The organism is Thermobacillus sp., from assembly GCF_003390775.1.
In the GTDB taxonomy this organism is placed as follows: domain Bacteria; phylum Bacillota; class Bacilli; order Paenibacillales; family Paenibacillaceae; genus Thermobacillus; species Thermobacillus xylanilyticus.
Map to the genome: position 1 here is coordinate 17,972 of NZ_QEWA01000032.1, position 25,722 is coordinate 43,693.

The 25,722-nt window shown below is 61.0% G+C and carries 29 protein-coding genes, 1 other RNA gene and 2 pseudogenes; 19 read left to right on the top strand and 13 right to left on the bottom strand.

The features are described from left to right. Positions 1–50: 50 nt before the first annotated feature. The 3 genes from C6W55_RS05715 to C6W55_RS05725 all read right to left on the bottom strand — a co-directional run bounded on the left by C6W55_RS05715 (position 51) and on the right by C6W55_RS05725 (position 2,527). A complete protein-coding gene (locus tag C6W55_RS05715) occupies positions 51–1,214 on the bottom strand; it encodes a putative glycoside hydrolase (protein WP_286891853.1) in 1,164 nt (387 codons plus the stop codon). A 165-nt stretch (positions 1,215–1,379) separates the two neighbouring features. Further along, a complete protein-coding gene (locus C6W55_RS05720; protein ID WP_015254334.1) occupies positions 1,380–1,580 on the bottom strand; it encodes a hypothetical protein in 201 nt (66 codons plus the stop codon). Between the two features lie 119 nt (positions 1,581–1,699). After that, positions 1,700–2,527, bottom strand: a complete 828-nt coding sequence (locus C6W55_RS05725; protein WP_015254335.1) for a YitT family protein — start codon at positions 2,525–2,527, stop codon at positions 1,700–1,702. Positions 2,528–2,678: 151 nt separating this feature from the next. On the opposite strand from C6W55_RS05725, the gene cshA reads away from it, so the two are divergent. The 4 genes and pseudogenes from cshA to C6W55_RS18265 all read left to right on the top strand — a co-directional run. After that, complete coding sequence (cshA, locus tag C6W55_RS05730; RefSeq protein ID WP_015254336.1) at positions 2,679–4,232, top strand: degradosome RNA helicase CshA; 1,554 nt, start codon at positions 2,679–2,681, stop codon at positions 4,230–4,232. 124 nt (positions 4,233–4,356) lie between these two features. Next, a complete protein-coding gene (locus C6W55_RS05735) occupies positions 4,357–5,118 on the top strand; it encodes a YesL family protein (protein WP_015254337.1) in 762 nt (253 codons plus the stop codon). 45 nt (positions 5,119–5,163) lie between these two features. Next, a non-coding RNA gene (gene ssrS / locus C6W55_RS05740) (6S RNA) lies at positions 5,164–5,348 on the top strand. Between the two features lie 260 nt (positions 5,349–5,608). Next, a pseudogene (locus C6W55_RS18265) lies at positions 5,609–5,806 on the top strand (DUF1499 domain-containing protein); the annotation flags it as partial. Between the two features lie 29 nt (positions 5,807–5,835). Here the strand turns inward: C6W55_RS18265 and C6W55_RS18270 are convergent. Together C6W55_RS18270 and tpx are read right to left on the bottom strand one after the other, a co-directional pair. Further along, positions 5,836–5,874 (bottom strand): annotated as a pseudogene (locus tag C6W55_RS18270) (hypothetical protein). Positions 5,875–6,039: 165 nt separating this feature from the next. After that, entirely contained in the window at positions 6,040–6,558 is a 519-nt protein-coding gene (gene tpx, locus C6W55_RS05750) for a thiol peroxidase (RefSeq protein WP_286891856.1), read from the bottom strand. A gap of 94 nt (positions 6,559–6,652) precedes the next feature. Here tpx and C6W55_RS05755 point away from each other — a divergent pair, with 94 nt between their 5' ends. Together C6W55_RS05755 and gltC are read left to right on the top strand one after the other, a co-directional pair. Beyond that, on the top strand, positions 6,653–7,258 hold the full coding sequence (locus C6W55_RS05755) for a rhomboid family intramembrane serine protease (RefSeq protein ID WP_286891858.1): 606 nt from the start codon (positions 6,653–6,655) through the stop codon (positions 7,256–7,258). 36 nt (positions 7,259–7,294) lie between these two features. After that, positions 7,295–8,197, top strand: coding sequence for a glutamate biosynthesis transcriptional regulator GltC (gltC, locus tag C6W55_RS05760; protein WP_015254341.1), 903 nt, complete (start codon positions 7,295–7,297; stop codon positions 8,195–8,197). An 86-nt stretch (positions 8,198–8,283) separates the two neighbouring features. Here the strand turns inward: gltC and C6W55_RS05765 are convergent, their stop codons facing one another. Continuing rightward, entirely contained in the window at positions 8,284–8,952 is a 669-nt protein-coding gene (locus tag C6W55_RS05765; RefSeq protein ID WP_041853839.1) for a zinc metallopeptidase, read from the bottom strand. 174 nt (positions 8,953–9,126) lie between these two features. Then, entirely contained in the window at positions 9,127–9,564 is a 438-nt protein-coding gene (locus tag C6W55_RS05770) for a MerR family transcriptional regulator (RefSeq protein ID WP_286891860.1), read from the bottom strand. A gap of 384 nt (positions 9,565–9,948) precedes the next feature. Between C6W55_RS05770 and C6W55_RS05775 the strand changes: the two genes are divergently transcribed. The 3 genes from C6W55_RS05775 (at position 9,949) to C6W55_RS05785 (ending at position 13,211) form a co-directional block, all read left to right on the top strand. Beyond that, positions 9,949–11,301, top strand: coding sequence for an ammonium transporter (locus tag C6W55_RS05775; RefSeq protein ID WP_286891862.1), 1,353 nt, complete (start codon positions 9,949–9,951; stop codon positions 11,299–11,301). Positions 11,302–11,367: 66 nt separating this feature from the next. Then, positions 11,368–12,477 (top strand): DUF294 nucleotidyltransferase-like domain-containing protein, encoded by a 1,110-nt coding sequence (locus C6W55_RS05780; protein ID WP_286891863.1) that lies wholly within the window; start codon positions 11,368–11,370, stop codon positions 12,475–12,477. Then, complete coding sequence (locus tag C6W55_RS05785) at positions 12,474–13,211, top strand: exonuclease domain-containing protein (RefSeq protein WP_286891864.1); 738 nt, start codon at positions 12,474–12,476, stop codon at positions 13,209–13,211. The genes C6W55_RS05780 and C6W55_RS05785 overlap by 4 nt, the downstream gene beginning before the upstream one ends. Here the strand turns inward: C6W55_RS05785 and C6W55_RS05790 are convergent. After that, positions 13,143–13,613 carry a M67 family metallopeptidase gene (locus tag C6W55_RS05790; RefSeq protein ID WP_015254347.1) on the bottom strand — a complete coding sequence of 157 codons (471 nt, stop codon included), beginning with the start codon at positions 13,611–13,613 and terminating at the stop codon, positions 13,143–13,145. The two genes, C6W55_RS05785 and C6W55_RS05790, sit on opposite strands and share 69 nt — an antisense overlap. A gap of 56 nt (positions 13,614–13,669) precedes the next feature. Beyond that, positions 13,670–14,995, bottom strand: coding sequence for an MFS transporter (locus C6W55_RS05795; protein ID WP_286891866.1), 1,326 nt, complete (start codon positions 14,993–14,995; stop codon positions 13,670–13,672). Positions 14,996–15,133: 138 nt separating this feature from the next. Here C6W55_RS05795 and C6W55_RS05800 point away from each other — a divergent pair, with 138 nt between their 5' ends. Continuing rightward, positions 15,134–15,661, top strand: coding sequence for a TlpA family protein disulfide reductase (locus C6W55_RS05800; RefSeq protein ID WP_015254349.1), 528 nt, complete (start codon positions 15,134–15,136; stop codon positions 15,659–15,661). Between the two features lie 25 nt (positions 15,662–15,686). Here C6W55_RS05800 and cimA read toward each other — a convergent pair whose 3' ends face one another. Then, positions 15,687–17,300, bottom strand: coding sequence for a citramalate synthase (gene cimA / locus C6W55_RS05805; protein WP_286891868.1), 1,614 nt, complete (start codon positions 17,298–17,300; stop codon positions 15,687–15,689). 214 nt (positions 17,301–17,514) lie between these two features. On the opposite strand from cimA, the gene C6W55_RS05810 reads away from it, so the two are divergent. From C6W55_RS05810 to C6W55_RS05835, 6 genes are all read left to right on the top strand, one after another. Continuing rightward, positions 17,515–18,810, top strand: a complete 1,296-nt coding sequence (locus C6W55_RS05810; protein WP_286891870.1) for a DNA polymerase IV — start codon at positions 17,515–17,517, stop codon at positions 18,808–18,810. Between the two features lie 46 nt (positions 18,811–18,856). Beyond that, complete coding sequence (locus C6W55_RS05815; RefSeq protein WP_015254352.1) at positions 18,857–19,093, top strand: ferredoxin; 237 nt, start codon at positions 18,857–18,859, stop codon at positions 19,091–19,093. Between the two features lie 240 nt (positions 19,094–19,333). Continuing rightward, positions 19,334–19,699: a hypothetical protein gene (locus C6W55_RS05820; RefSeq protein WP_015254353.1), complete on the top strand. Its 366-nt coding sequence runs from the start codon at positions 19,334–19,336 to the stop codon at positions 19,697–19,699. Continuing rightward, positions 19,696–20,259, top strand: a complete 564-nt coding sequence (locus C6W55_RS05825) for a stalk domain-containing protein (RefSeq protein WP_015254354.1) — start codon at positions 19,696–19,698, stop codon at positions 20,257–20,259. The genes C6W55_RS05820 and C6W55_RS05825 overlap by 4 nt, the downstream gene beginning before the upstream one ends. 12 nt (positions 20,260–20,271) lie before the next feature. After that, positions 20,272–20,382: a stalk domain-containing protein gene (locus C6W55_RS05830; RefSeq protein WP_083883144.1), complete on the top strand. Its 111-nt coding sequence runs from the start codon at positions 20,272–20,274 to the stop codon at positions 20,380–20,382. A 99-nt stretch (positions 20,383–20,481) separates the two neighbouring features. Then, positions 20,482–21,927: a L,D-transpeptidase gene (locus tag C6W55_RS05835; RefSeq protein ID WP_286891874.1), complete on the top strand. Its 1,446-nt coding sequence runs from the start codon at positions 20,482–20,484 to the stop codon at positions 21,925–21,927. A 21-nt stretch (positions 21,928–21,948) separates the two neighbouring features. Here the strand turns inward: C6W55_RS05835 and C6W55_RS05840 are convergent, their stop codons facing one another. After that, a complete protein-coding gene (locus tag C6W55_RS05840) occupies positions 21,949–22,089 on the bottom strand; it encodes a hypothetical protein (protein WP_015254356.1) in 141 nt (46 codons plus the stop codon). 174 nt (positions 22,090–22,263) lie between these two features. Between C6W55_RS05840 and C6W55_RS05845 the strand changes: the two genes are divergently transcribed. Genes C6W55_RS05845 through C6W55_RS05855 form a run of 3 tightly spaced genes read left to right on the top strand, consistent with a single transcriptional unit; the run spans position 22,264 to position 24,628 of the window. After that, a complete protein-coding gene (locus tag C6W55_RS05845) occupies positions 22,264–23,361 on the top strand; it encodes a quinone-dependent dihydroorotate dehydrogenase (protein ID WP_286891876.1) in 1,098 nt (365 codons plus the stop codon). A 24-nt stretch (positions 23,362–23,385) separates the two neighbouring features. Continuing rightward, entirely contained in the window at positions 23,386–24,204 is an 819-nt protein-coding gene (gene yjbM / locus C6W55_RS05850) for a GTP diphosphokinase (protein WP_286891878.1), read from the top strand. After that, positions 24,188–24,628 carry a DUF309 domain-containing protein gene (locus C6W55_RS05855; protein ID WP_015254359.1) on the top strand — a complete coding sequence of 147 codons (441 nt, stop codon included), beginning with the start codon at positions 24,188–24,190 and terminating at the stop codon, positions 24,626–24,628. Before yjbM ends, C6W55_RS05855 begins: the two co-directional genes overlap by 17 nt. A 35-nt stretch (positions 24,629–24,663) precedes the next feature. Here the strand turns inward: C6W55_RS05855 and C6W55_RS05860 are convergent, their stop codons facing one another. Continuing rightward, entirely contained in the window at positions 24,664–25,158 is a 495-nt protein-coding gene (locus C6W55_RS05860; RefSeq protein ID WP_286891881.1) for a PCYCGC motif-containing (lipo)protein, read from the bottom strand. Then, positions 25,155–25,652 carry a thioredoxin family protein gene (locus C6W55_RS05865; protein ID WP_213484793.1) on the bottom strand — a complete coding sequence of 166 codons (498 nt, stop codon included), beginning with the start codon at positions 25,650–25,652 and terminating at the stop codon, positions 25,155–25,157. The genes C6W55_RS05860 and C6W55_RS05865 overlap by 4 nt, the downstream gene beginning before the upstream one ends. Positions 25,653–25,722: the final 70 nt, after the last annotated feature.

Below are 25,722 nucleotides of genomic sequence, written 5' to 3' on the forward strand. Positions count from 1 at the left end.
GTGATTGACGCGAAAGGGCTGCACCCGATGCGGGTGCAGCCCTTCATTCTTCAGTACTGGACATTGGCCGTGTATTTGTTGCCCGCGTTCCAGATCATAAACTCGTCGACACCGGTATCGGCCAGCGCCCGGATCTGCGCTTCGACCTCGGCTTTGCCGTAGGGGATGTAGTGCCCCTTGCCGAGCCAGCTCGCCGTGAAATCCTGGATCCACGGCCGGATGACCGGCTTTGAGCTGCCGAGCGGCTCCAGCTTCTCGTGCGTGTCTTCCATGGCCCCCTTGATGGTGGCGTAAGGTTCCTTGTCCGGATCCTTCAGCCCGAACCAACCGGTGCTGTAGTGGCTCGGATAGACCATCGGACTGATGACGTCGACATGCTCCGATATCCGGACGAAATCCTGCCCGATGCCCTCCGCGGCCGGAACCGATGCGGCGTAGCCGAAAATATCGACCGATACGCGGACGCCGAGCGGTTCGAGCTCCTTCTTCGCATACTCCACGAAACCGCTTACGACATCGACGCGGCTCTCGTCGGTCTTGTCATAGGCCAGCTCATCAGCCCGTTTCTCGAAGCCTTCCGGAAAACGGACATAGTCGAACTGGATTTCCTTGAATCCGAGCTTTGCCGCTTCCTTGGCTACCGCAACGTTGTATTCCCATACTTCGCGGCGGTACGGATTGACGAAGCTTTCGCCCCGGCCGTTCTTCCATACGTTCCCGTCGGCCTTGCGGAACGACAGGTCGGGACGCTTCTCGGCGAGGACGGAGTCCTTGAACACGACGATGCGCGCGATCGGGTAGATCTCGTCCGCCTCGAGCCTGGCCATCAGCGCTTCCATGTCCTTGATGATCTTCTTCGTCGTGCCGAGTTCGGCGAGGTCCGGATTGACCGTCGGCCAGGTGATGTCCCCGTAGTCGTCCTTCACGTCAATGACCATCGCGTTCAGGTCGGTGCTGCGGACGAGCTCAAACAGCTGCTCCATGCGCGAGCCTCCGGCGCTGTGGGCCGTGACGTATATGCCTTTGATCTTCGGCGCGTCGGGCTGGGGATCGGTCTTTCCGCCGGACGGTTCGGCCGCTCCGTCCGTTCCGGGAGTCTCCGCGACGATCTCCCCGCCGCCCCTCTGCGGCAGCGCGCCCGCAAGACCGTCGAGGCCGCCGTTGCCGGACATCAGGCCGTGAAGCAGCAACAAGATCGTGAACAGGATATCCATGGTTTCTCCGCTCCCCGCAAGCTCTCTCTTGACATCATTAATATTATATTACAGGCAGTAACCTGCAGACAGAGGAATTTTGCGAGATTTTGCAGAATCTTGCCGTCCGGCGTCGAGATAAAAACAAGACGGGAACGGTCAAGCCGTTCCCGTCTTTAAAAATGGTCAATGCAGAAGCTTCTGTTTCTGCTGTTCGCAAATGCTGTGCTGCACAATCTCCAGCGCGTCTTCAGGCTCGAGCCTGTCGAATCCTTCGCGGAGCACGATGTTCATGTTCAGTTCTCTCCGCGTCAGAAACGGGAGAAGCTCGGGCGCATGCCTTTCGACAATTTGCCACAACGTCACCGTTGCCATTTCCACTTGCATCACCTTCCCCGAACGGATTCAAACCAATTACAGGGCCGGACGCAGGACGGAAAGCCCGGGTGCATTATCATTATAACATTCGATACTGGCAGTGAACAGCCGGAAATGAAAGGCAGCGTTCACACTTTGCGAAAATCGCCCATGACGCTGACGGTCTCGACGATGTTGACGAACGCCTTCGGATCGTGCTTGCGGATCATGGCGCGCAGGGTGGACAGCTCGTACCGGGTCGTGACGGTCATGAGCATCACCTTGTCTTCCCCGGTATAGCCGCCCTTGATCGGCACGATCGAGACGCCGCGCGGCAGGCGGCGGAGTTTCTCGAGCAGCCGGTACGGATCGCAGCTGATGATGAACGCCGTGACCTTGAGCTGGCGGATATGGATCATGTCGATCGCCTTGCCGCTCACGTACATCGACAGCAGCGAGTACATCGCGCCTTCCCAGTCTTCCGACATGAGCGCCTGGAGGAGGACGATGCTCATGTTCATCAGGAACAGCAGCATGCCGATCGGCACTTCGCGATGCCGCGTTACAATCGTCGCGATGATGTCGATGCCGCCCGACGAGCCGCCGTAACGCAGGGCAAGTCCGGCGCCGATGCCGAACGCGACACCGCCGAACACGGCCGCCAGGATCGGGTCGGCTGCCAGGGAATGGACCGGCGCAATCCGGATCAGGAAAGAGGTGACGGCGACGGCATAAATGCTCCAGGCGATGAAGGCATGGCCGAGCGCGAACCAGCCCCAAATTAAGATCGGAAGGTTCAGTGCAAAATAAAGGATGCCGGTATCGAGTCCCGTCGCGTAGCTGAGCAGCATCGACACGCCGGATACGCCGCCGGAGAGCAGCCGATGCGGAATGAGGAGAAAATTGAAGCCGAAAGCGATCAGGGCCGCGGCGCAAGTCATGACGAGCGCCGTCCAAACGCGGCGCGCGGCGTTCAAGGTCATCGCTCCTTTCCCGGTATGGAAACGGACGTCAACACCGCCTAGTATCGCCGATTTCCGTTCGCTGGTATTCGCGAGCTGACCTGTGCTATAATGAGTGGGATATTTTTTTAAAGAAGGCACAGTGGACAAAGGAGTTTGAGAAAGTTTGAAAACATTCGCTGAATTCGGCCTGGAGCCGAAAGTGCTGCAGGCCGTTACCGAAATGGGTTTCGAGGAATCAACGCCGATTCAGGCGAAAGCCATTCCGATTGCGATGAGCGGAGCCGACCTGATCGGACAAGCGCAGACGGGTACCGGGAAGACGGCCGCATTCGGCATCCCGCTCATCAGCAAGATTCCGCCGGAGGAAGAGCGGATCGTCGCCCTCGTCATGACCCCGACCCGCGAACTCGCGATTCAGGTGGCTGACGAATTGGGCAAACTCGCCCGGTACAAAGGCATCCGCACGCTGCCGATCTACGGCGGACAGGACATCGGCAGACAGATCCGCGCGCTGAAGAAGAAGCCGCAGATCATCATCGGCACGCCGGGACGGCTGCTCGACCACATCAACCGGAAGACGATCCGGCTGGACGATGTCCAAACGGTCGTGCTGGACGAAGCCGACGAAATGTTGGACATGGGCTTCATGGAGGATATTACGACGATTCTCAGCCTGGTGCCGGAAGAGCGCCAGACGATGCTTTTCTCCGCGACGATGCCTCCCAACATCCAAAAGCTTGCACAGCAATTCCTGCGCAACCCCGAGCATGTGTCGGTCATTCCGAAGAACATTACCGCTCCGAGCATTGAGCAGATCTACATTGAAGTGCATGAACGGGAAAAATTCGAGGCGCTCAGCCGGCTGCTCGACATGGAATCGCCCGATCTGGCGATTGTGTTCGGCCGCACGAAGCGCCGCGTGGACGAACTGAGCGAAGCGCTGCAGAAGCGCGGCTATTCCGCGGACGGGCTGCACGGCGACCTGTCGCAGAACCAGCGCGACACCGTCATGCGCAAGTTCCGCGACGGCAGCATCGATGTCCTCGTCGCGACGGACGTTGCCGCGCGCGGTCTCGACGTCTCCGGGGTTACGCACGTCATCAACTTTGACTTGCCGCAGGATCCGGAAAGCTATGTTCACCGGATCGGCCGTACCGGCCGCGCGGGCAAGGAAGGCGTCGCCTATACGTTCGTGACGCCGCGCGAGATCGACCATCTGCACTTCATCGAACGGGTGACGCGCCAGCGCATCGCGCGCCGTCCGCTGCCGAGCCTTGCCGAGGCGATCGAAGGGAAGCAGCGCGTGACGGCTGAACGGCTGATCGAGATCATCCAGCAGGACGATTTCGCCGAATACAAAGGCATCGCGATTCAGCTGCTGGAACAGTACGATTCGGTCCACCTGGTCGCGGCGGCGATGAAGCTACTGACCGGCGAGAAGAAGGATGTCGAAATCGAGCTGACGCCGGAAGATCCGATCCGCGCGAAGAAGCGCAGACCGGATATCCGTTCGAGCGGGCGCCGGTTTGGCGGTGCCGTCGGCGGTTACGGCGGAAGAAATTCCCGCAGCGGCGGCCGCGGCAACGGATACGGCGGCGGCAGAGGCGGATACGGCGATTCCGGGAGAGGCTACGGCCGCTCCGAGGGTGGCCGTCAGCGCGCAGGCGGACGCAGCTATGGCGACGTTCGCCGGTCGCGCGGCTGGTCCGAGGAATAACCAGGACCGGATAGGAACCGGGGCACCGGGAGGGCGCGTTCGCGGTGCCGTCTTCCGACGCCCCGGTGTTTCTTTCTATCTGATCCGCAGGGCAGAGGAGTCAGGATAACGGAGGGATTCAGCGATGGAAATGCGAGGCATGATGGGCGGCTTTTACAAAATATCGGAATGGATCATGCGGCTGTCGGTCACGAATCTGCTGTGGGTGCTCACGTCGCTGCCGTTCTGGTATCTTTTCTTCTTCGGCGTCATCGTTCCGTTGTCGAACACGGATCCGGTATGGGACCAGGTGTTCTCGGGGCTGCTCGTTTCCACAGTGGCGGTGCCGTTCGTGCTGTTCCCGGCGACATCCGCCATGTTCACGACGGTGCGCAAATGGGTGATGGGCGATGTCGATGTGCCGCTGCTCAAGACGTTTTTCCGCGGTTACAAAGAGAATTACAAGGTCAGCATGTTCGGCGGCATTCTCTATTCGCTGATCTTCCTGGTCATTTTTCTTGACATCCGTTTCTACTTCAACGGTGCTCCGGGGATTGAGCTGATCTCTTACGTCTTCATGGGCATCGCGCTCCTGCTCGTCGTGTCGATGTTCAACTTCTTCTCCATGGTCGTGCACTATCATATGAAGACGCTTCAATTGCTGAAGAACGCCGTCCTCATCACGATCGGCCGTCCGTTCCGCTCGCTGTCGTCCGCGATTGCTGCCGCGGGCATCGCGTGGATCAGCATGCGCTTTACGTTTCTGCTGCCGTTCTTCAGCGCGGTCTTTATCGCTTATCTGTCCTTTTTCAATTTCTACCAGATCTATCTGAAGCTGAAGGAGCAGCAGGAACGGCAGCAGCAGGAACAGCTGGAGGAAGCCGAAGAAGCGGAGACGAAGAATTGATATCCGGCGGTTTACTTTTGTCCGGGGCGGGGATATAATACGTAGTACATCCTGCGGTGTTCGTTACGGCCTCCATCGTTGTTTTGAACCAATGGCTGTTTCAAGGGAGACCTACATCGGAGCGCGGCTGACATGCCCCCGAAAGGGGACTTCAAAAACGTTCCTGCGGTCACCCACCTGCGAGTGCGGGTTCAGAAACACACAGGCCGGACGGCATTGGCGGGGGATTCCGACGCTCGTCAGCGGGCTTCAAGCGCCGTCTACGTTGGGCCTCCGGTGCTCCACGCGATGCATCCGGAGGCTCTCGCATGCCGGCAACCGTAATGGACGGTTTTCTCAGCCGTCTTTTCATGGTATCATAGGGGAAGCTGGAAAGAGACGCCGGAGGGGGAGACATTTGTTGAAGCGTACGTTGATCGGGCTGATTCGGAGCTTCGAACAGACCGGCGACCGGGCGAAGGACCCGTTGCTGAAATCCCATTATTACCGCTTGTCGAAAGAGAAAGCCTGGGAAGAGATCGTCTCGACCCTGAAGAAGATGCAGGGGTACAAAGTGCTGCACGAAGTGGAATCGGTCGGCGAGATCGTGATGGAGAAGCGGACGGCGTTCGGCCGGACGATGGACATCACCGTATCGGTCATCGCCACGGGTCCGGTCACCTCGGCAGTCGACATTTACTCGGCATCGCGCGGATCGTTCGGCGATCTCGGCTCCAATTATCGGGTTATCCTTGACATCTACCGTACGCTGGACAAGAAATTGGCAGCCTACAAGACGGAATCGCCGTAACTGAAAGCCGTTACGACATGCTGTCCGGTCGACAGATGCGGACGGCTTTTGTTTTGCACAGGCCGGACAGGGGGCCGGAAGAAGAAAACCGCCGGCATCCCCGTAGGGCCGGCGGTTTCCGTCCTGCCGGATTAAAGCAGCTCGCGGACGGCGGCAAGCGCCTTGTCGTAATCCGGATGCTCGGTCATCTCGCGCAGGTATTCGACATAACGGATCGTATCGTTCGCGTCGATAACGAAGATGGCACGATAATCGAGGGCGAGTTCCTTGATGAATACGCCGTAAGCTTGTCCGAAGTTCCGGTCTTTGTAGTCCGACAGCATGACGACGCGGTCGACGCCGGCGGCCCCGCACCAGCGGGCTTGCGCGAACGGCAGGTCAACGCTGACGGTCAGCACGACAACGTTGTCGCCCAGCTTGGCCGCTTCTTCGTTGAAACGGCGCGTCTGCGCGTCGCATACGCCGGTGTCGATGGACGGGACGACGCTGATCAGCTTGATCTTGCCGGCGAAGTCGGCGAGCGATACGGTTTCGAGCAGCGATTTGCTCAGTTTGAAATCGGGCGCTTTGTCGCCGGGCTTCAGTTCGGGGCCGATCAGCGTGATCGGATTGCCTTTGAACAAGGCGGCGCCTGTACGTTCCTGGGTCATTTTCGAAACAACCTCCTTGCGAAAGTCAAGATTCAGCCTTCATTATAATCGTTCACCGCGGCCATTGTCCAATCCATGGAAGCGAGGTACACCGATGATTTTTCTGCGCTACGAAAGCTTTCGCGAATATTTGCGGCTGTATCCCGTTACTTCGGTCATTCTGGCCTTGAATCTGCTGGTGTTCATCGCGGATCTGGTGCTGCCGGGTGATCCGTTGTTCGAGGCGGGATTTTTCAGAATGATTCCGGTCTATGACCCCTACGGCCTGGTGGAACCGTGGCGGTACGTCACGTCCATCTTCCTCCATGTCGGATGGGAACATCTGCTGTTCAACGGGTTTGCGCTCCTCGTGTTCGCGCCGCCGCTCGAGCGCCTGCTCGGACACGGCAGATACGCGGCGTTCTATCTGATGGCGGGAATCCTGGGGAATGTGTACAGCGCCGCGGTGCACGTCGGCGACTCGCACTTTGCGGCCGGCGCGTCCGGCGCGGTGTACGGCGTATTCGGCGCCTATCTGTATCTCGCCCTGTTCCGGAAGCGGGCGATGGACGAGGCGTCGCGCAAAACCGTCTACTCGATTCTTCTGTTCGGATTGCTTTATTCGATCATATCCCCTAGAATTGATATCTGGGCTCATGTCGGAGGGTGCCTTGCCGGTTTTCTCATGCTGGGCATGTTCGTGCAACGGCGGAGCAGGTGAAGGGGCTCAATGTGACTTGGGCGGGAGCAGGATCCGATGGAACTCAGGCAGTTGTATTATTTTGTGAAAGTGGCGAACCGCGAGCATGTGACGCGGGCGGCGGAAGAGCTGCACGTTGCGCAGTCGGCGGTCAGCCGGCAGATTCATCTGCTGGAAGAGGAGCTCGGCGTCAAGCTGTTCATCCCGAAGGGGCGCAATCTGCAGCTGACGCATGTGGGGAAGCTGTTCCTGAAGCGCGCCGAGGCGATCATCGCCGATCTGGAGCGCGCGATTGCGGAAATCCATGAACTGACCGATCCGGAGAACGGGGAGGTCAGATTCGGCTTCCCGCATAGTCTGGGCACGCATCTGGTGCCGACGGTGATCGCGAAGTTCCGCAAGCTCCACCCCGGCGTACGGTTCCATTTCCAACAGGGCACGTATGCTTCGCTGGTCCGGGACGTGCTGTCGGGCGAAATCGATCTGGCGTTCATTTCGCCGCTGCCGGAGAAGGATGACCTGCTGTGCGGCCATGCGGTGCTGAAGGAGAAACTGCTGGCTGTCCTGCCGCGCCACCATCGGCTGGCCGGCGAGCCGGTGATCGAGCTTTCGCAGCTCAAGGATGAGCCGTTTGTACTGTTCCGCGAAGGATATTCGCTCCGACCGATCGTCTGGGAGGCGTGTCTTCAGGCCGGCTTTACGCCGAAGATCGCCTTTGAAGGCGAAGAGACGGATACGATCCGGGGACTCGTGGCGGCCGGCATGGGCGTAAGTCTCTTGCCGGAGATGGCGCTCGAGCAGACCGGACCGCTCATGCCGGTCAAGATCGAGCTGAAGGAGCCGGTTACACGGACCATCGGCATCATTCACCGTGCGGACGAGCCGATGCCGCTCGTCGCGCGCGTGTTTCACAAATATCTGCTGGATTATTTTCACAAGGAATATGGTCCTGCAACCTGAGCAATACGGCTGCTGCATAAAAGAGGGCTGCCGGCGTCCATCGGACGCTGGCAGCCCTCTCGAATTTGCTCGGCCTTTGCGAGGCGTCATTCTTCCCGGGCCGACGTGAAGATCATGATGTACTTGAGCAGCTCGAGTAGCGCGATCAGCGCCGCCGCCACATACGTCCACGCGGCGGCATTCAGCACTTTCGCCACGCCGCGCTCCTCTTCGTGCGTAATGAACCCTTCCGCAATCATCAGATCCCGCGCCCGGCTGCTGGCGTTGAACTCGACCGGCAGCGTCACGAGCTGGAAGGCGACCGCCGCGGAGAAGAAGATGATGCCGAAACCGATCAGGTTCAGCGCGTTGAACAAGAAGCCCGCGATCAGCAGAAACGGCGCGATGCCGGATGCGAACCGGACAACCGGGAACATGCGGTGGCGGAGCACCAGCATCGGATAGTGCTGTGCGTGCTGGATGGCGTGTCCGACCTCGTGGCAGGCGACGGACACGGCCGAGATCGAACGCTCATAATAGACCGGTTCGGACAGCCGCACGACGCGCTGGATCGGATCGTAGTGGTCGGTCAGCACGCCGCGGACCGGTTCGATCGGCACATCGTGGAGCCCTTGCGAATCGAGCATGCGCCGCGCCGCTTCATATCCGGTCAACCCGCGCATGTTCGGTACTTCCGCCCAGCGGTTAAACGTTCCCTTGACGCGGAACTGCGCCCAGAGCGAGATGCCAAACGCGATGAAAATCAGGAAATCCATCGGGTGAAAAAAGCCAATCAAGTGAACCCCTCCGTTTCGTTAAGTCAAACCCATGCAACATGCCGGCAAAACGGCTGACGCTGTCTTTACGGGATGGCGAGTCCGTTTTGCGTTGAAAGATAAGCCTGTTTATAGGCTATAAAGCGAGCAGCTCATAAATGCTTTTCTTATTCCTTACAGAATGGTGGCTTTGTCAATGAGCAGCAGCAATGCTTCGACGCAGGCGGCGGTCTGCGGCATGAGACGCTTGCAGACGCTGCGGGCCTGGTGCGGCTTCAGCCGGCTGAGCACCGGTTCCAGTTCCTTCACCTCGCGCTGCAGTTTGCTCAGCGACAGCTGCAGGTCCGTCAGCTTGCGGCTGATCTGCTCCTCGGAGGAAATCCGCTTCCAACCGTCGAGCATCTCCTTGATCTCTTCAAGCGTATATTTTTCCTTCTTCAACTGTTCAATACGTTTCAGCCGCTCGATCGTTTCAGGACCATACAGCCGATAGTTGCCGGCGGTCCGTTTCACGGGGCGGATCAGGCCGATACTCGTATAGAAATCGATGGTGCGCGGGCTGACGTTGGCCTTTGCCGCGAGCTCTCCGATGCGGAACAAGCTCTGGTCCAAAGCTCTCACCACCCTTCCGACGCCGAACGCTCTCTCAATAGATATGATAACCAATCCCTGGCCATACAGTCAAACGTGATGGTTTACCGTTCGGGACGGCAAATTTCATGTCAATTTATCATACATAATATTTAAGAGACGATGGGGACGACCGGCGGAAGCCAATCGGCAAAAGCGAAAATTCGGAGGAGGACGGCCGGTCAGTCGTTGATGGATACGTAAAAAAACTTAACGTTAGCGCCGGATATATAGACGAACGTTAGATTTTTTTGCACTTTTCGCCCAAAAACCGAAAAATGATTATTGTCAAAGTGCGACGTTCTGACTATAATGACATTAAGTCTTTCATGAAATGTAATATAAAATGACATGGGAGTGGTCAACATGGTGAAGAAACTGACACTCGCTGCAGGCGTGTTGCTATGCCTGTTCCCGGCCATGGCGCTTGCGGCACCGTCAACAGCGCTGCTGGACATGGGGCTCAACACGCTCTGGGTCCTCATCGCCGGCATCCTCGTCCTCCTCATGCAAGGCGGATTCATCCTGCTGGAAACCGGTTCGACGCGGATGAAGAACGCCGGCCACGTCGCCGGCAAGACGATCTTCACGATCGGCCTTGCTTCGCTCGTCTACTGGGCGGTCGGATACGGCATCGCGTTCGGCGAAGGCAATCTGTTTATCGGCCTGAGCGACTTCTTCTACTATCCGCCGCTGGTCGGTGCGGAAGGTGACGGCTACGCGAACGCCGCGTTCTGGGTTTTCCAAACCGCATTTGTCACGATCTCGCTGTCTATCGCATGGGGCGGATTCGCGGAACGCGCGAAGCTTTCTTCCTATTTAATATTCACGCTGTTCTTCGCGAGCGTCATCTATCCGGTCGTTGCGCACTGGATCTGGGGCGGCGGCTGGCTGGCGGAAGACGGCGCGCAAGACTTCGCCGGTTCGACCGTCGTCCACCTGACCGGCGCGCTCGGCGCATTCGCGGCAACCGTGCTGCTCAAGCCGCGGATCGGCAAATACAACAAGGACGGCTCGGCCAACCAAATTCTCGGCCACAACCAGGTGTACACGGCACTGGCGGTTCTGCTGCTCTGGGTCGGCTGGTTCGGCTTCAACGCGGGCTCCACGGTCGCGGTAGGCGACGGCTTCTTCGGCTATGTCGCGTTCAACACGCAGCTCGGCGCAGCGGCCGGCGCGGTTGCGGCCCTCCTGATCACCTGGATCGAAGCGGGCAAGGCTGACATCACGACGATGCTGAACGGCGCGCTGGCCGGTCTCGTCGCCATCACGGCCTCCTGCGCATTCGTCGAGCCGTGGGCGGCCGTCGTCATCGGTCTGATCGCAGGCATCGTCGTCTACTTCAGCCAGAAGATGTTCGACAAGCTGCGCATCGACGATCCGATCTACGCGCTCTCGGTGCACGGCGTGGCGGGCATCTGGGGCACGCTGGCCAATGGTCTTTTCGCGACGGAAGAACTGGCCGCGCAAGTCGGGGTCGGCCAAGGCGGCTTGATCGACACGGGCAGCTGGTACCAGCTGTGGGTGCAATTCGAATCGGTTGTCGTCTGCGGCGCCTTCGTCCTCGTCGCTTCGTTCATCGTCCTGGGCATCATGAAAGCCCTGATCGGCTTCCGCGTCACGGAAGAACAAGAAATCATCGGCCTGGACCTGAGCGAACACGGCGTCTACGGTTATCCGGAACAAATGAAAAAAGCGCAAGATGCGCTGAACGCCTGATCCGTAATAAAATGGAATCAGCATAAACGATGGCTACGCAGGCCGGGGGGGGGGGGAGATGCGCACATGAACGATCCGACGCTTGTCAGGCTGATGGAGGAAATCGGCTCGACCGGGAACGCGGATGCATTGCGCGATCTCCGGGACCGGCTCCATCTCCGGATGGAGGCGCTGCTCCCCGGCGGCGACGGCGAATCGGTCGAACCCTTCAACGCCATATTGAACGGGATGCACGACGCGCTGATCCGGCGCGCCGTCGTCCTGTCCGAAGAAGCGATGGCACGGGCGGGGAAAGGCGCTCCCCCCGTGCCTTACGCCTATTTGTTGTTCGGCAGCGGCGGGCGAAGCGAGCAGACCCTCTCCAGCGATCAGGACAGCGGACTGCTGTACGAAGATCCCGGTCCCGGCCTCGATCCGGAGAAAGTGCGCGCCTGGTTCCGCGAACTGGGCGGCTTGATCGTAAAGACGCTGGAACGTGCGGGATACCCGCCTTGCGACGGCAATGTGATCAGCGCGAACGAGGCATGGTGCGATGCGTTCTCGGGATGGACGGCGAAGCTGGACCGCTGGTTCGACGATCCGCACTGGGAGCATGTGCGCTACCTGCTCATTATGTCCGACGGCCGCGCCGTAAGCGGCGACGAGCGGCTTGCCGCGAGGCTGAAGGATCACTACTTCCGCAAAGCAAAGGGACATCCGGGCATTGCGGAGCGGATGCTGCAGAATACGATGCGCTACAAGCCGCTTGTCGGCCTGTTCGGCCAGCTGCTGCCCGAACGGTACGGCGAAGACGCCGGCAGCGTCGATATCAAGTATGGCGCCTATATTCCATTCGTCAGCGCGGTCCGGCTGATGGCGGTCACCGGCGGCATCCGGGAGACGTCGACCTTGTCGAGAATCCGGCGGCTGCGGGATACGGGGAGACTTTCCGCTTCGGACGCGGAAGCTTGCGAAGCCGCGTTCGGCTTCTTCCTGAAGCTGCGGCTGCTGGCCGCATCGCGCAACAAGGGCGGGCTGTATGCGAACAACGGCAAGGTGGCGGTGACGCTGCTCACGAAGCCGATGAGGCGGGATTTGCGTCACCATCTGGGCACGGTGCAGCGGCTGCGGCACAGCCTGCAGCGGCAGATTGCAGGCAAGTTCCGGCTGGTACATGATGGTGGTGATCAGACATGAAGGAAGGGGATCGCGGCATCGGGCGAGCCTGGAATCTCTACAAGATGGGAGGACTCACGCCGGCCATCGCGTCCATGTTTGGCGCACCCGGCGCGCAGCAGATGGCGTTCATCCGTCATGCGGCGAAGGAGCAGCGCAAGCAGTCGGCGCTTGACCTGCCGCTGATGGAGCTGGAGACGGTCGTCTTCGATCTGGAGACGACCGGATTCTATCCGGAGAACGGAGACGAGATTCTGTCCATCGGCGGCGTGCTGATGCGCGGACCGGAACTGATGGAAGCGCAGCAGTTCTACCGGCTTGTCAATCCGCGGCGGCGCGTTCCCCGCCATATCGTCGAACTGACCGGGATCACGAATGAGATGGCGGCGCATGGCGAGGATCTCGTGCAGGCGCTCAGCGACTTCATGGCGTTCATCGGCAAGCGGGTGCTGATCGCGCACGCTTCCGGGCACGACAAGCAGTTCCTGGGCGCCGCGCTGTGGCGGACATCGAAGGTGCGGCTGACCCACCGCGTGCTGGATACAATGATGGTGGCGAAATGGCTCGAACCGAACCGGGACAGCTACGGGCTCGACGAACTGCTGGAGTCGAACGGGGTGCCGATCACAAGGCGCCATCATGCGCTGGAAGATGCGATCATGACGGCGAAGCTGTGGCAGCGATATTTACACAGAATCGCCGCGCGCAACATCGTGACGCTCGGCGATCTGTATGCGTATCTCAGCCGGCATTAACGGCGAATCCGGCGCGCTGCCCTGCATCCGGTATGCGGCCGTTTCCGGCCGCTTGATGTCACGAAGCGAGATGATCCAATAGGTGAAATCCGGGCTCCCGAACTGCCGCCAGCCCGTCAGGTCGGCGGCGGAAGGCGCCGGAGCTCCATGCGGGTGGGAATGATAGAAGCCGGCGATCCGTCGCCGGCTTTGCCGCGTTTCCGTCCAGGCGCGCACCCAGTCGGCGGGATCGAAGCGGTAGCCCGATTCCGGCCGCGGATGCGCATTGCGCACGGGACGGATCCGGTCGATCGGGCCGCCGGGTCCGCCGGCGGCGATCAGAAGTCCGCAGGCTTCTGCGGGGTATGCCGTTCGGCAGGCTTCCATGAGCTGCTCGTAGGCTTCGCTGGCTATGACGATCATGGCTTCCTCCCGGCCGTCGAATGTCACTCTCAGTATAGCGCACGCGCGGGTGCGCGTCATCCGGCATCGCCCGCGCGCTTCGGCGGCTTGACCAGGAAGAAGACGAGGGCGAGGGCGACCGCGGCCAGCCCTGTCACGGCGCCGAACAGCACGCCGCGCGAGATGCCGGCGAGCCAGCCGAACGCCGGCGGCCCGAACGCGACGCCGAGGAAGCGCAGGCTGCTGTACAGCGACGTGATCATGCCGCGAAGGCTGCGATCGACGGCGCCGGTGATCATCGTGTTCAGGCAGGGGAGCAGCATCCCCGTGCCCACGCTGCTCAACGTGAGCAAGGCGATCAGCAACGGCATGTTGCCGTTCAGCCAGACGGCCGCCGCGAACGCGGCGGCCTGCAGCGCGAGCCCGGTGTTCATCAGGGTGCGCATCAGCCGCCCGTTGTTCTTGATCCAGCGTCCGGTGGCGTAGGATGTGGCGACCAGGCCGAACAGCGGAATGGCGAGCACGCCGCCCTTCGCCACGCCCGTTATGGCATAAGGCGGCTTCTCCAGCACATCAGAGAGGAAGAACAGCACGCCGAACAGGTTGAACAATCCGGTGGCACCGGCGAGAAAGGCGGGAATGAGCCAGCTTCCCTGTGCGCGGAAAACGCCGATGATTTGGCGGGCATAATGCGCCAGCCGGGGCCGGTCTCCGGACCCGGGTTCACGGATCATGAACGCCATGGCCGCAAGCGAAAGCGCGCAGAAGGCGGGGAAGGCGAAGAAGGGAGCCTGCCAGGCGATGAGCGCGAACAGGGTGCCGAGAATCGGGCTGAGCACCTTCCCCGTCCCGTTCGACGCTTCAATGAGCCCGAGCGCCTCGCTCTCGGCGCCGTCGCGGTACATGTCCCCGATGAGCGCCATGGCGATCGGCGCCGTGCCCGCCGCTCCGATGCCCTGCAAGGCCCGCGCGGCGATCAACAGAGGATAATTCTTCCATATGACGGCATAGCCCGCCAGAAGGCCCGCCGCCCCGAAGACGGCGAGGGAAGGCAGAATGACCGCTTTCCTCGTGAAGCGGTCGGAGAGATAGCCGGCGATCGGGATGAACAGGCCCGCTGCCAGCGAGAAGAGCGTGATGACGAGGCTGGACTGGATGCCGGTAATGTTCAGCTGCCGCTCCAGATCGGGCAGGATCGGCACGATCATCGAATTGCCGAGCACCATAACGAGGGGGACGGATGCGAGCGCGGTGTACCCGGCCCATTTCCTCGCGCCCCCGCCCGTTCCGGCTCCGGAACGGCCGCGCGAGTCAGAGCGGTTGCCGGACAGAAATTGCCGGTTCCGCTCCGCGGCCGCGCCTCCGCCGCCTGCGGTCAGCCACCCGGGTCTTGCCTTCTCCATCGCGTTTTCCTCCAATTGAAATGCGTTCCTTGGCGAGACTAATGTGCCCGCGTCTTCCTGCGGCTATTCCCGGATGGCTTGAACGGCAAATTTGGGCATGATAAGATGAGGACAATTCAGCGGGAGTTGAAGCGGAGAATGAAACGCGCATGGTCCATGGCCGTTGTGATCGTGATCCTGACCCTTCTGGCCATTCATCAGAATCAGACGGGAGCGGTGCGATCGTCCGCCGCTGCCGAGGAGAAACCGAAGATCGGCTATCTGGCGCCGTCGTTCGAACTGCCGGACTTAAGCGACCGCACGGTGCGGGCGGGGGGAGCGTCGGACAAGTTGACGATGATCAATTTCTGGGCTTCCTGGTGCGGGCCGTGCGACCTGGAAGCGCCGGATTTGCAGGCGCTGCATGAACGGCATGCGGACCGGCTGCTGCTCATCGGCGTGAACAGCACGAAGTACGACCGGGAACGGGACGCCCGGCGGTTCGTCGAAGAACATGAACTGACCTTCCCGATTCTGATGGACAGGGAAGGCGCCGTTACCGAGCTGTACAAAGTGTCGCAGTTTCCGACGACACTGCTTGTCGACAAGGACGGGGTCATCCGCGAGCGGGTTGTCGGCGTACTGTCGAAAACACAATGGGAAGCGCTGATCGACAAATGGAGTTGATCAGCGCTTCCCATTTTTGAAAGACTCAATGATTGACGATTCCGAGCTGCTCGCGTTTGTCCTCCTGCGCGGCCGGCGTTTTCTTGCAGTTCATCAGCGCGTAGCGGAAGCTGTCGACGAGCGCTTCCCAGCTCGCTTCGATGACGTTGTCGGACACGCCGACGGTGCTCCAGGTGTTCTTGAAATCGGTCGTTTCGATCAGCACGCGCACTTTCGCGGCGGTGGCGTCCTTCTCGTCCAGGACGCGGACCTTGTAGTCGGTCAGCGCGATGTTCATGATCTCGGGGTAATATTGGACAAGCGCTTTCCGGAGCGCGTTGTCCAGCGCGTTGACCGGCCCGTTGCCTTCCGCGGCGGTGTAGACGATGTCCCCGTCCACGTCGATCTTGACGATCGCTTCGGACACCAGCCGGCCGTCCGATTTCTCGACGAGCATCTTGAACGATTCAAGCTTGAAGATTTGCGTCTGTTCGCCGAACGCATCGCGCAGCAGCAGTTCGAGCGAAGCGTCGGCGCCTTCGAACGAATAGCCTTCGTGCTCGAGCGTCTTGATTTTCTCGATGACCGCCCGCGCCCGTTCGTTGCCGGAACTGATGTCGAGGCCCATCTCCTGCGCCTTGTGGATGATGTTGCTCTGGCCCGCCAGCTCGGAAACGAGAATCCGCCGCTGGTTGCCGACGAGTTCGGGCTGGACGTGCTCATAGGTTTTCGGATCTTTCAGGATGGCGGAGACGTGGATGCCGCCCTTGTGCGCGAAGGCGGCGTTGCCGACATACGGCTGGCCGACCGGCATGACCGCGTTGGCGATCTCGCTGACATAGCGGGCGACGCTCGTGAGCTGGCCGAGCTGCTCGTCGGAGACGCAGCGCAGGCCCATCTTGAGCTGCAGATTCGGAATGATCGAGCACAGATTGGCGTTGCCGCACCGTTCACCGTAGCCGTTGATTGTTCCCTGCACCTGGCGGGCGCCCGCCTGAACGGCCGCCAGCGTGTTGGCGACGGCGAGCTCGCAGTCGTTGTGCGTATGGATGCCGATCGGCTTGTCGATCTCTTTCGCGACGCGGGAGACGATCTCGTAGATTTCGTTCGGCAGCGTGCCGCCGTTCGTATCGCACAGCACGATCCAGTCCGCGCCGGCTTCGGCCGCCTTCCGCAGGCAAGCGAACGCATACTCGGGATTATGTTTGTAGCCGTCGAAGAAATGTTCGGCGTCGTAGATGGCTTCCAGTCCCCGGCGCTTGAGGAAGGCGAATGAATCGTAAATCATGGCGAGATTTTCTTCCAGCGTCGTCTGCAGGGCGGTCGTCACATGGAAGTCCCACGACTTGCCGACCAGGGTCGCCGCCCGCACGCCGGATTCGACGATGCGCACGAGGCTCGTGTCCTGATCCGCCTGGCTGTTCTTCCGGCGCGTGCTGCCGAATGCGGTAATCTTCGCGTTCAGCTTCATGTCCCGCATCCTGCGGAAAAATTCGATGTCCTTGCTGTTGCTGCCCGGATTGCCGCCTTCGATATAATGAACGCCCAATTGGTCCAGCTTCAGGGCGATCTTCACCTTGTCTTCCGCCGACAGGCTGATCCCTTCGCCCTGGGTGCCGTCACGCAGTGTTGTGTCAAATACGGAGATATCGACTTTCATTGCGGAAGCGCCTCCCTGTGATCCCACTCGACTTCGATCATAATTTCCTATTATATCATCGAACGTCCGGACGGGAAACCCTGGCCGCCGCGGTGTTGCGGTGCTGCGGCCGGCAGCCGGTGCGCGCGGCCGTCCGGCAACCAGCGGCCTCGGGTTGACCGCGCCGCCGGCCGGGGATATGCTGGATACAGGAAGACCTCCGGAGGGATTGGATATGCCGCCGACCGAAAGCCGCCATGAGGGCAGCGGGGCAAAAGGCAGGGTCATCCTGCATCTGGACATGAACGCGTTCTATTGTTCGGTTCACGAAGCGGAGGAACCGGAGCGCTACGCCGGCAAGCCGATCGCCGTCGCCGGCAGCGTCGAGGAGCGGCGGGGCGTCATCGTCACGTCTTCTTACGCGGCGCGGGAGAAGGGCGTGCGCACCGGCATGACGGTCCGGCAGGGGCTCAAGGTGTGTCCGGAGCTGATCATCATCCGGCCGGACTTCAACCTGTACCGCAAGTACTCCCGCGGTTTCCTCGGCATCGCCCGGCAATACACGCCGCTCGTCGAAGTTGTCTCGATCGACGAATGTTATCTGGATGTGACGGGGTCGGGCAGGTTCGGCACGCCGCTGGAGATCGCGGAGGAGATCCGGCGCCGCATCCGCACCGAATGGTCGCTGCCTTGCTCGATCGGCATCGGGCCGAACAAGCTGCTGGCGAAGATGGCGTCGGACATGAAGAAGCCGAACGGCATCACCGTGCTCCGCATCCGGGACGTGCCGGCGGTGCTGTGGCACCGGCCGTGCGACGCGCTGCACGGCGTCGGCCGGAAGACGGCCGCGAAGCTCGCGCGGATGAACATCCGTACGATCGGCGAGCTTGCCGCATGCGACGAGCAGCTGCTGATCCGGCAGTTCGGCGTGTACGGAGCCTGGATGAAGGCGGCCGCGAACGGCATCGACACGGCCGAAGTCAATCCGGAGCGCGGACCGAACAAATCGATCGGCCATACGACGACGCTCCCGCATGACGTGACCGACCACGAAGAAGCAAGCCGCATTTTCCTCAATCTGGCTGACCAGACGGCGCGGCGGCTCAGGCGGCAGCGGCTCATCGCCGGCACGGTGCAGATTACGATCCGGACGCCTGACATGCGGACCTGTACGCGGGCGGAGACACTGGAATCTCCCACCGACGATCCGGTGGAAATTCACCGCATCGCATGCCGGCTGTTCGACCGCCATCACCGCCCGGGAGATCCGGTGCGGCTGCTCGGCATCACGCTGGCCAATCTGTCGCCGAAACAGGAGACCGTCGTCCAGCTTGACCTGTTCGATTTCGAGAAGCAGCCGAAGCGCGAAGCGCTCATCCGGACGATGGACGAACTTCGGGACAAATTCGGCGAGGAGGCGGTGCTGACCGCCGGCATGCTGCTCGGCGGCCCGTCCGCCCTGATCCGGAATCGGAGAATTCGCGGTACATCCTTGCAATCGGAGGAAGAATTATTATATAGTGATGAATGAAGGTTGCAGCAACGTATGGCGATAGATACAAGGAGGGTAACATCTCATGGCGAAGTATACCTGGGTGGATAAAGAAACCTGCATTGCGTGCGGCGCATGCGGAGCATCGGCGCCCGACATCTACGACTATGACGATGAAGGGCTTGCGGAAGTCATCTACGGCGGCGACGGCAACACCGGCACGACCGAAATTCCGGAAGAGCTTTACGACGATCTCCAGGACGCCCTCGACGGCTGCCCGACCGATTCGATCAAAGTATCGGATCAGCCGTTTAATAAATAAGAACATCCGTATCGAACCGTTTCATTTCCCCTGTTTTCGTCCTGCCGGGCGGAAGCGGGGGGAATTCTGTTTTTTTCGACAATTTTTGTTGCCATTTTCACCGGCGGACCTTCGCCCAATCCCGGAACTTCGCCGGGGCCGACCGTCGCGGTATCCGCTTCGGATTACAGCGCCCATGTCAAGACCCTTGACATCAAGCTCTCCGGATTTACGGGCAGCAGAGCCGTTTTCGTCTATCAGGTGAACGTCGAGTATGATCAGCAATATTTCGCCTTCGCCGACACGCTGTTACGCGACACGAACGGCTTGAACCCTTTCCGGAATTTGCCGGAAAGCCCGTTCAAGGTGGAATTGGATGAACATTGGGTCGCGCCCGACGGGTATGACGTTAACGCCGTCGATCATGTCGAGCATGATGGCAACAACCACGTTGTCCGTTATGCCGTTCTGAAATTTGAAGGCGGGGCGGAAGAAGTGAACGGCCAGGCGGTCGTCCGGCTGCCGTTCCATTTGGCCTCGATCTTTGCAACGCGGCAGACGGCATCGATCAAAGTGACCTTGACGGCGGTGGATGCGAACGGGCAATATCGCCGGACGGCACGGTGACGACCATCGCAGGCACCGGCATCCTCGGGCTCAAGGACGGTTCCGCGTCGCAAGAGAACTTCTATTATCCGATGGATGTCGCGGTTTCGCCGTCCGGCGTCATCTATGTGGCCGACACGCTCAACTACGTCATCCGCAAGATCGAGAACGGACGCGTCACGACGCTGAACGCGCAGTCCGGGCGGGTCGCCGAGGTTTTCCCGGGCGTCGTCGAACCGGCCGGCGATTATCGGGACGGCGCTTTCCTTATCGCGGACGGCGGCAACAACCGCATCCGGATCGTGCGTCCGTACGCAGCGCCGGCCAGGCTGGAAGGAAGCGCGATCGAGATCGTCCACAACCGGACGGTGCTGGAGTCGGATGCGGAGCCGATTGCCGTGGGCGGCACGACATTCGTGCCCGTGCGTGTGATCAGCGAAGAACTCGGTTATACCGTCGAATATGGGGCAAATGGCGTCACGACGCTGAAACAGGGTGACGCCTGGTACCGGATTCGTGTAGGGAGCAAGACGGTCGAATCGTCTTCCGGCAGTCTGGAGCTGCCGCAGGCGCCGTTCTAACGCGACAACCGGCTGTATCTGCCGGTGCGGTTCTTCGCGGAGGAGCTGGACCTGGACGTGCAATGGCTGAGCGGCGTGCGCGCCGTGCTGATTCGCGACAAGCAGACCGAGTTGCAATATTGATCTTCCTGCGGCGATTCCAGTCCGCCCGGTCTAAACCGGGCGGACTGACTGCCGATATATACCCTATACGGGCTTGCCGGCCGGAAAGGGGGATTCCGATTGGAAGAACAAGCGGACATCGAGTATTTGAAACAGTACGTCCGTCTTCACCCCGACAACCGGATGGCATGGTATCTGCTCGGCAGGGCGTATATGCAGCAGGGCAAAGAAGCGAAAGCGAATTACTGCTTTCTGCAGGCCGGCGACATCTATGAAGCGTACGAACGGAAGCGGCATCCGCTGGCGGACGCCGCTCCCCGGGAGGCATTGGAGCAATGGAACCGGGGGCGCCGGCGGCGGCTGGCGAAGCGCGCCGTCCTGCTGGCCGTCATGTTGATCGGCCTCGTCGCCGTCACGCCCGGCGCGCCGGACGGGCATCGGGGCGCGGAACGGACGGCGGCGGACGCGCCGGCTGCCGCGACGGTCGGATCGACCGGGCAGCCGGTTCGATCCGGGGGCGGCGGCGAACCCGCCGTCCGGCCGGATGACCGGCCCGCGGCGGACGGCAGCCGCCCGGTCGCCGTGCACGTGGTCGAACCGGCCGCCGGATCGCCGGTCGGCGAAGCGCTGGAGGCGCTCCTGTACGGCACCCGGCTGCCGGTGCACGGCATTGCGATCCGGCTTGCGCAGCGGGACGGCTGGCGGTTCTGGAACAGCGCGGCGGACGGGCTGCTGCTCGCCGTGGAGCGAAGCGATTCGGACGCCGGGGAAGCGGTCATCCGCATGTTCGACCCGGAGGCGTGCGTCTGCACGCCGGCGGATGCCTCGGAATCGCTCGGGCTGCTCGAAGCGTGGAGCGAACGGCGGGAGCAATGGTGGGTGCTGCGCAGCGCCATCCGCCGCTACGCGGAATCGACCGGCGAGTGGCCGGCTTCGCTGGACGATCTGGTGCGGCCGTACCCCGACAACTGGCTCGCCGGCGATTCGCCCGTCCTGCGCGAGCTGTTCGCTCCCGCGGCGGAAGCGGAACGGAAGGCGAGCTTGCGGCCGTCGCCGGAAGCGGGCATGCCGGCCGAAGGCGGATTTGCGGCCTGGAACGCGGGGACGCCGGACGGCCTGCCCGAGGCGCCGCTCGAAATTATCGTCGACAAGGCCAATCATCGGCTGGCGCTCGTCAGCGGCAACGTCATCCTGCGCAATTACGAGATCGGTCTCGGCGGCGACAGGACGCCGGAAGGTGTGTTCGTCATCAGCGAGAAAGTGAAAAATCCGAACGGCAGGGAGGACGGCGAGTTCGGCAGCCGCGGCATGACGCTGTCGGACACCGACTACGCCATTCACGGCACGAATGAGCCGGACAGCATCGGGCGGGATGAGTCGCTCGGCTGCATCCGGATGGCGAAGGAAGATCTGGAGGAACTGTACGACATGACGCCGCTCGGTACACGCGTCACGATCGCATCGGGGGTGCTGCCGGACGAAATCTCGGCCCCCGCCGAACGCTTCCGGCTGGAAGCGACGCAGGACGAGACGAATCCGGGCAAAGTGTACCGCTGGTTGACATAAAACGGCTGAGACCGAATCGTCTCAGCCGTTCACAATGATCAGCACCGACATGACGATGACGACGGCGGCGAATGCGCCGGCAACCCACAGTATCGCTTTCTTGTTGATTTCATTCTGCGCCGGTTTCTTCGTGGCCGGCGGCCTTCTGCGAACTGCGCTCATCGGCAATCGACCCTCTCTTGTAACGGTTTCTCCTATCATTGTAACCGTTTCCCCTCGGGTCCCGCAACCGGTGCTTTGATCCAGATGCCGCGGCGTTTGCACGCTTTCTTTTTCCCTCAGGAAAAGATAAACTGTTGCAGTGGAGCATACGGACTGTAGAACGGAGTGGAACGCATGTTGTATCGCACGATTGCCAGACCGATTCTGTTCCGGATGGATCCGGAGCGGGCGCACCGGCTGATCGTCCACGGGCTCGGCAAGGCCGTCAGGCTGCCCGGGGTGCTGCCGATGATGCGCAGCTTCTGGGACGTGAAGCCGGATCCGCGGCTGGAGACGGAACTGTTCGGCATCCGGTTCCGCCATCCGGTCGGGCTTGCCGCCGGGCTGGACAAGGATGCCGTCGCGGTGGAGGGATTTGCCGGCATGGGTCTGGCGTTTCTCGAAGTCGGCACGGTGACGCCGGTCGGCCAGCCCGGCAACGATCGGCCGCGCCTGTTCCGGCTGCCGGACGACGAAGCGCTCATCAACCGGATGGGCTTCAACAACGAAGGCGCGGAGGCGATGGCGGCCCGGCTCGCGAGGCTCCGGGAGCGCCGCGTGCCGATCGCCGTCAACATCGGCAAGAACAAGGCGACGCCGAACGAGAAGGCGCCCGATGATTACCGCGCCTGCCTGCGGGTGCTTTACCCTTACGGCGATTTCTTCGTGGTCAACATCAGCTCGCCGAATACGCCCGACCTGCGGAAACTGCAGCACGGCGAGGAGCTGAAGGCGCTGCTTGACGCCGTGCATGGGGAGATTGCGGAGCAGGCAGCCAGGACCGGCGGAGCGCCCAAACCGGTGGTCGTCAAGCTCGCGCCGGACATGACCGAAGCCGAACTGGAGCAGACGGTCGACATTCTGGCAAGCAGCGGCGTCTCCGGCATCATCGCCACGAACACGACGCTGTCGCGGGACGGACTCACGCATCCGAACCGCACGCAGCAGGGCGGCCTGAGCGGCCGTCCGCTTCGCGAACGGTCGACGGACGTGATCCGGACGATTTACCGCCTGACCGGAGGAAAACTGCCGATCATTGGTTCCGGCGGCATTTTCGACGCGCGGGATGCATACGATAAGATTCGCGCCGGCGCATCGCTTGTCGAGGTCTATACGTCGCTGATCTACAAAGGTCCGGGCGTCGTGCGCAGCATCGCCGCCGAATTGTCCGCTCTGCTTGCCCGGGACGGCTTCCGCCGGGTCGGCGACGCGGTAGGAGCGGATCATCGCTAGCTTCTTGCGGGAGGAGGTTTCCGCATGGACGGACGGGATTGGAACTTGTTTTTGCTGCCTTACGAACAAGCCGTCGAAGAACTCAAGGTCAAATTCAGAACGCTCCGCAGTGAGCTCAAGACGCGTCAATCCTACGCGCCGATCGAATTCGTCACCGGCCGGGTGAAGCGGATCTCGAGCATCCTCGAGAAGGCGAAACGGCTGAACGTGCCGATGGACCGGCTGGAAGAAGGCATCGAGGACATCGCGGGAATCCGCATCATGTGCCAGTTCGTCGAAGATATCCGCATTGTCGCGGATTCGATCCGGGAGCGCAAAGATTTGACGCTCGTATATGAGAAAGATTACATCACGAACCACAAGGAGAGCGGTTACCGCAGCTATCACATGATCGTCGAATACCCGGTGCAGACGGCGCTCGGGCTCAAGAAAGTGCTCGCCGAAGTACAGATCCGCACGCTCGCGATGAATTTCTGGGCGACGATCGAGCACTCGCTCAACTACAAGTACAAGCAGCAGCTTCCGGCGCACGTCAAGGAGCGGCTGCGCAAGGCGGCGGAAGCCGCGTTCCGGCTGGATGAGGAGATGTCGAGCATCCGCAAGGAGATTCTTGAAGCCCAGCGAACCTTCGAGGACAGCTCGAATCTCGTCTCGAACGTGCTGGCCGGCATCCAGGAGCTCTATTTCTATCACAAGGTGCGGGAAGCGGCGCGCTACCAGCTCCGATTCAACGAATTGTGGGAGCAGGAAGACGTCATCGGGCTGAAATTGCTGGCGGAGGACATTCAGGCGTCGATCGAGCGGGCCAAGGGAGGAGAGGTGGCGCTTGGCGACAGATCCTAAATTCGTCCGGTTTCTCGTCCTGTTCAACTGCGACCGGGACTATTACGAATGTCATGATGTCATGGAGGAATTGTGGCTTGAGGAAGGACGAAGCCGGTTCTGGCAGGGGCTGTTGCAGGTTGCCGTCGGGCTTCATCATTATGAAAACGACAATTACACCGGCGCCGTTAAACTGCTGCGCGCCGCGCTGGAGAAGCTGGACGGGTACGCGGATGCGGAGGCGGGCATTGATGTAAAAAGGCTGCGGGAAGACGCGGCTGCGGTGCTGGCGCCGCTCGAAGCGTGGCTGGCGGAAGGCTCGGGCGGCCATCCGCCAGAGCCCGAGCCGATCGAGATCCGCGTGATCGATCCGCAGCTGGCCGGGCTGGTCGCCGCGGAAACGGCGCGTCCGCACGGGGATCAGCCCCGCGCGGACGGCGAATAGACGGGTATGTCCGGCAGGCACATTCCGGACCGGAATTACAGGCCTGCCGGTTTGTACTTGGCGTCGATGGCGTCCCGGATCTCGTCCGTCGACTTGCCTTGCTTGGCAAGCGCCATCACGTCTTCCAGCTCCATCTTGCAGATGCCGCACGCCGCACTGTGGTCGCTCCATACGATGGAGCCGTCGGCCCGTACTTCGGCGATGTAGCAGCGAAGCAGCGAATCGTGCGGGTTGTCCAACTGCATGCAGCCGCAGTAGCAGTTGATATGGCGCAGGATTTCCCGGTATTGATAGGCGGCGGCGTACAGATCGGCCGTGTGGTTCGTATAATTCAGCAGAAACGAGGGCAGTTCGTCGGGCCCGGACGTCGTCTCGAGCAGATCGCCTTCGGTTGTCATGCCGTGGTCATGCCCGCTGCCGGCCGATCCGCCGGCTGAATCCTTGCCGCCTCCGCATCCGGCCACGATCAGAAAGGCCGCCAAGAACAGGATGACGCCGCCGAGAAGCCAGTCGCGTCTCGTCAACCTCATGACGCTTCTCCTTTCGGGTTCTGCAAGAACGCCTTGTAGTCGTCGGCCGAATGTCCGGCAGCGCCGATGCCGCCTTCAATTCGGGCAACTTCCTTGCCATCTTCGAAGTAGGCCAGCGTCGGGGTGTACTCGATGTTGTATTTCCGATAGTATTCCTGAAATTCGGCGAGGTTGAACTGCGGCAGGTCGATGTTCAGATCCTTCGCGATCGGCATCAGGATCGGCGTCGTCTCGCGGCAGTAGCCGCAAGTCGAAGCGAAGAAATAGACGAACGTCGGCTCGCCGCTGGCGATCCGTTCCTCGAGCTTGCCGGGCAGGATGATGTTCTGGTAGTTCGGATCCTTGAGCAGTTCCCGCGTCGCCGGGTTGAGATCCGACACCGGCTTGTCGTACAGATCGCTGCGATTCATGTACTTCAGGGCAAACAGGGCACCGAACAGGACGATGACGACGGCCGCGTAAATGAAAGGCATCTTGCTTCTTTTCTTCCGCATGGGTTGACGCTGAACCTCCAATAATCCGATAATGGGTGGCATGATGGCTGATCTTATTATACATAATATC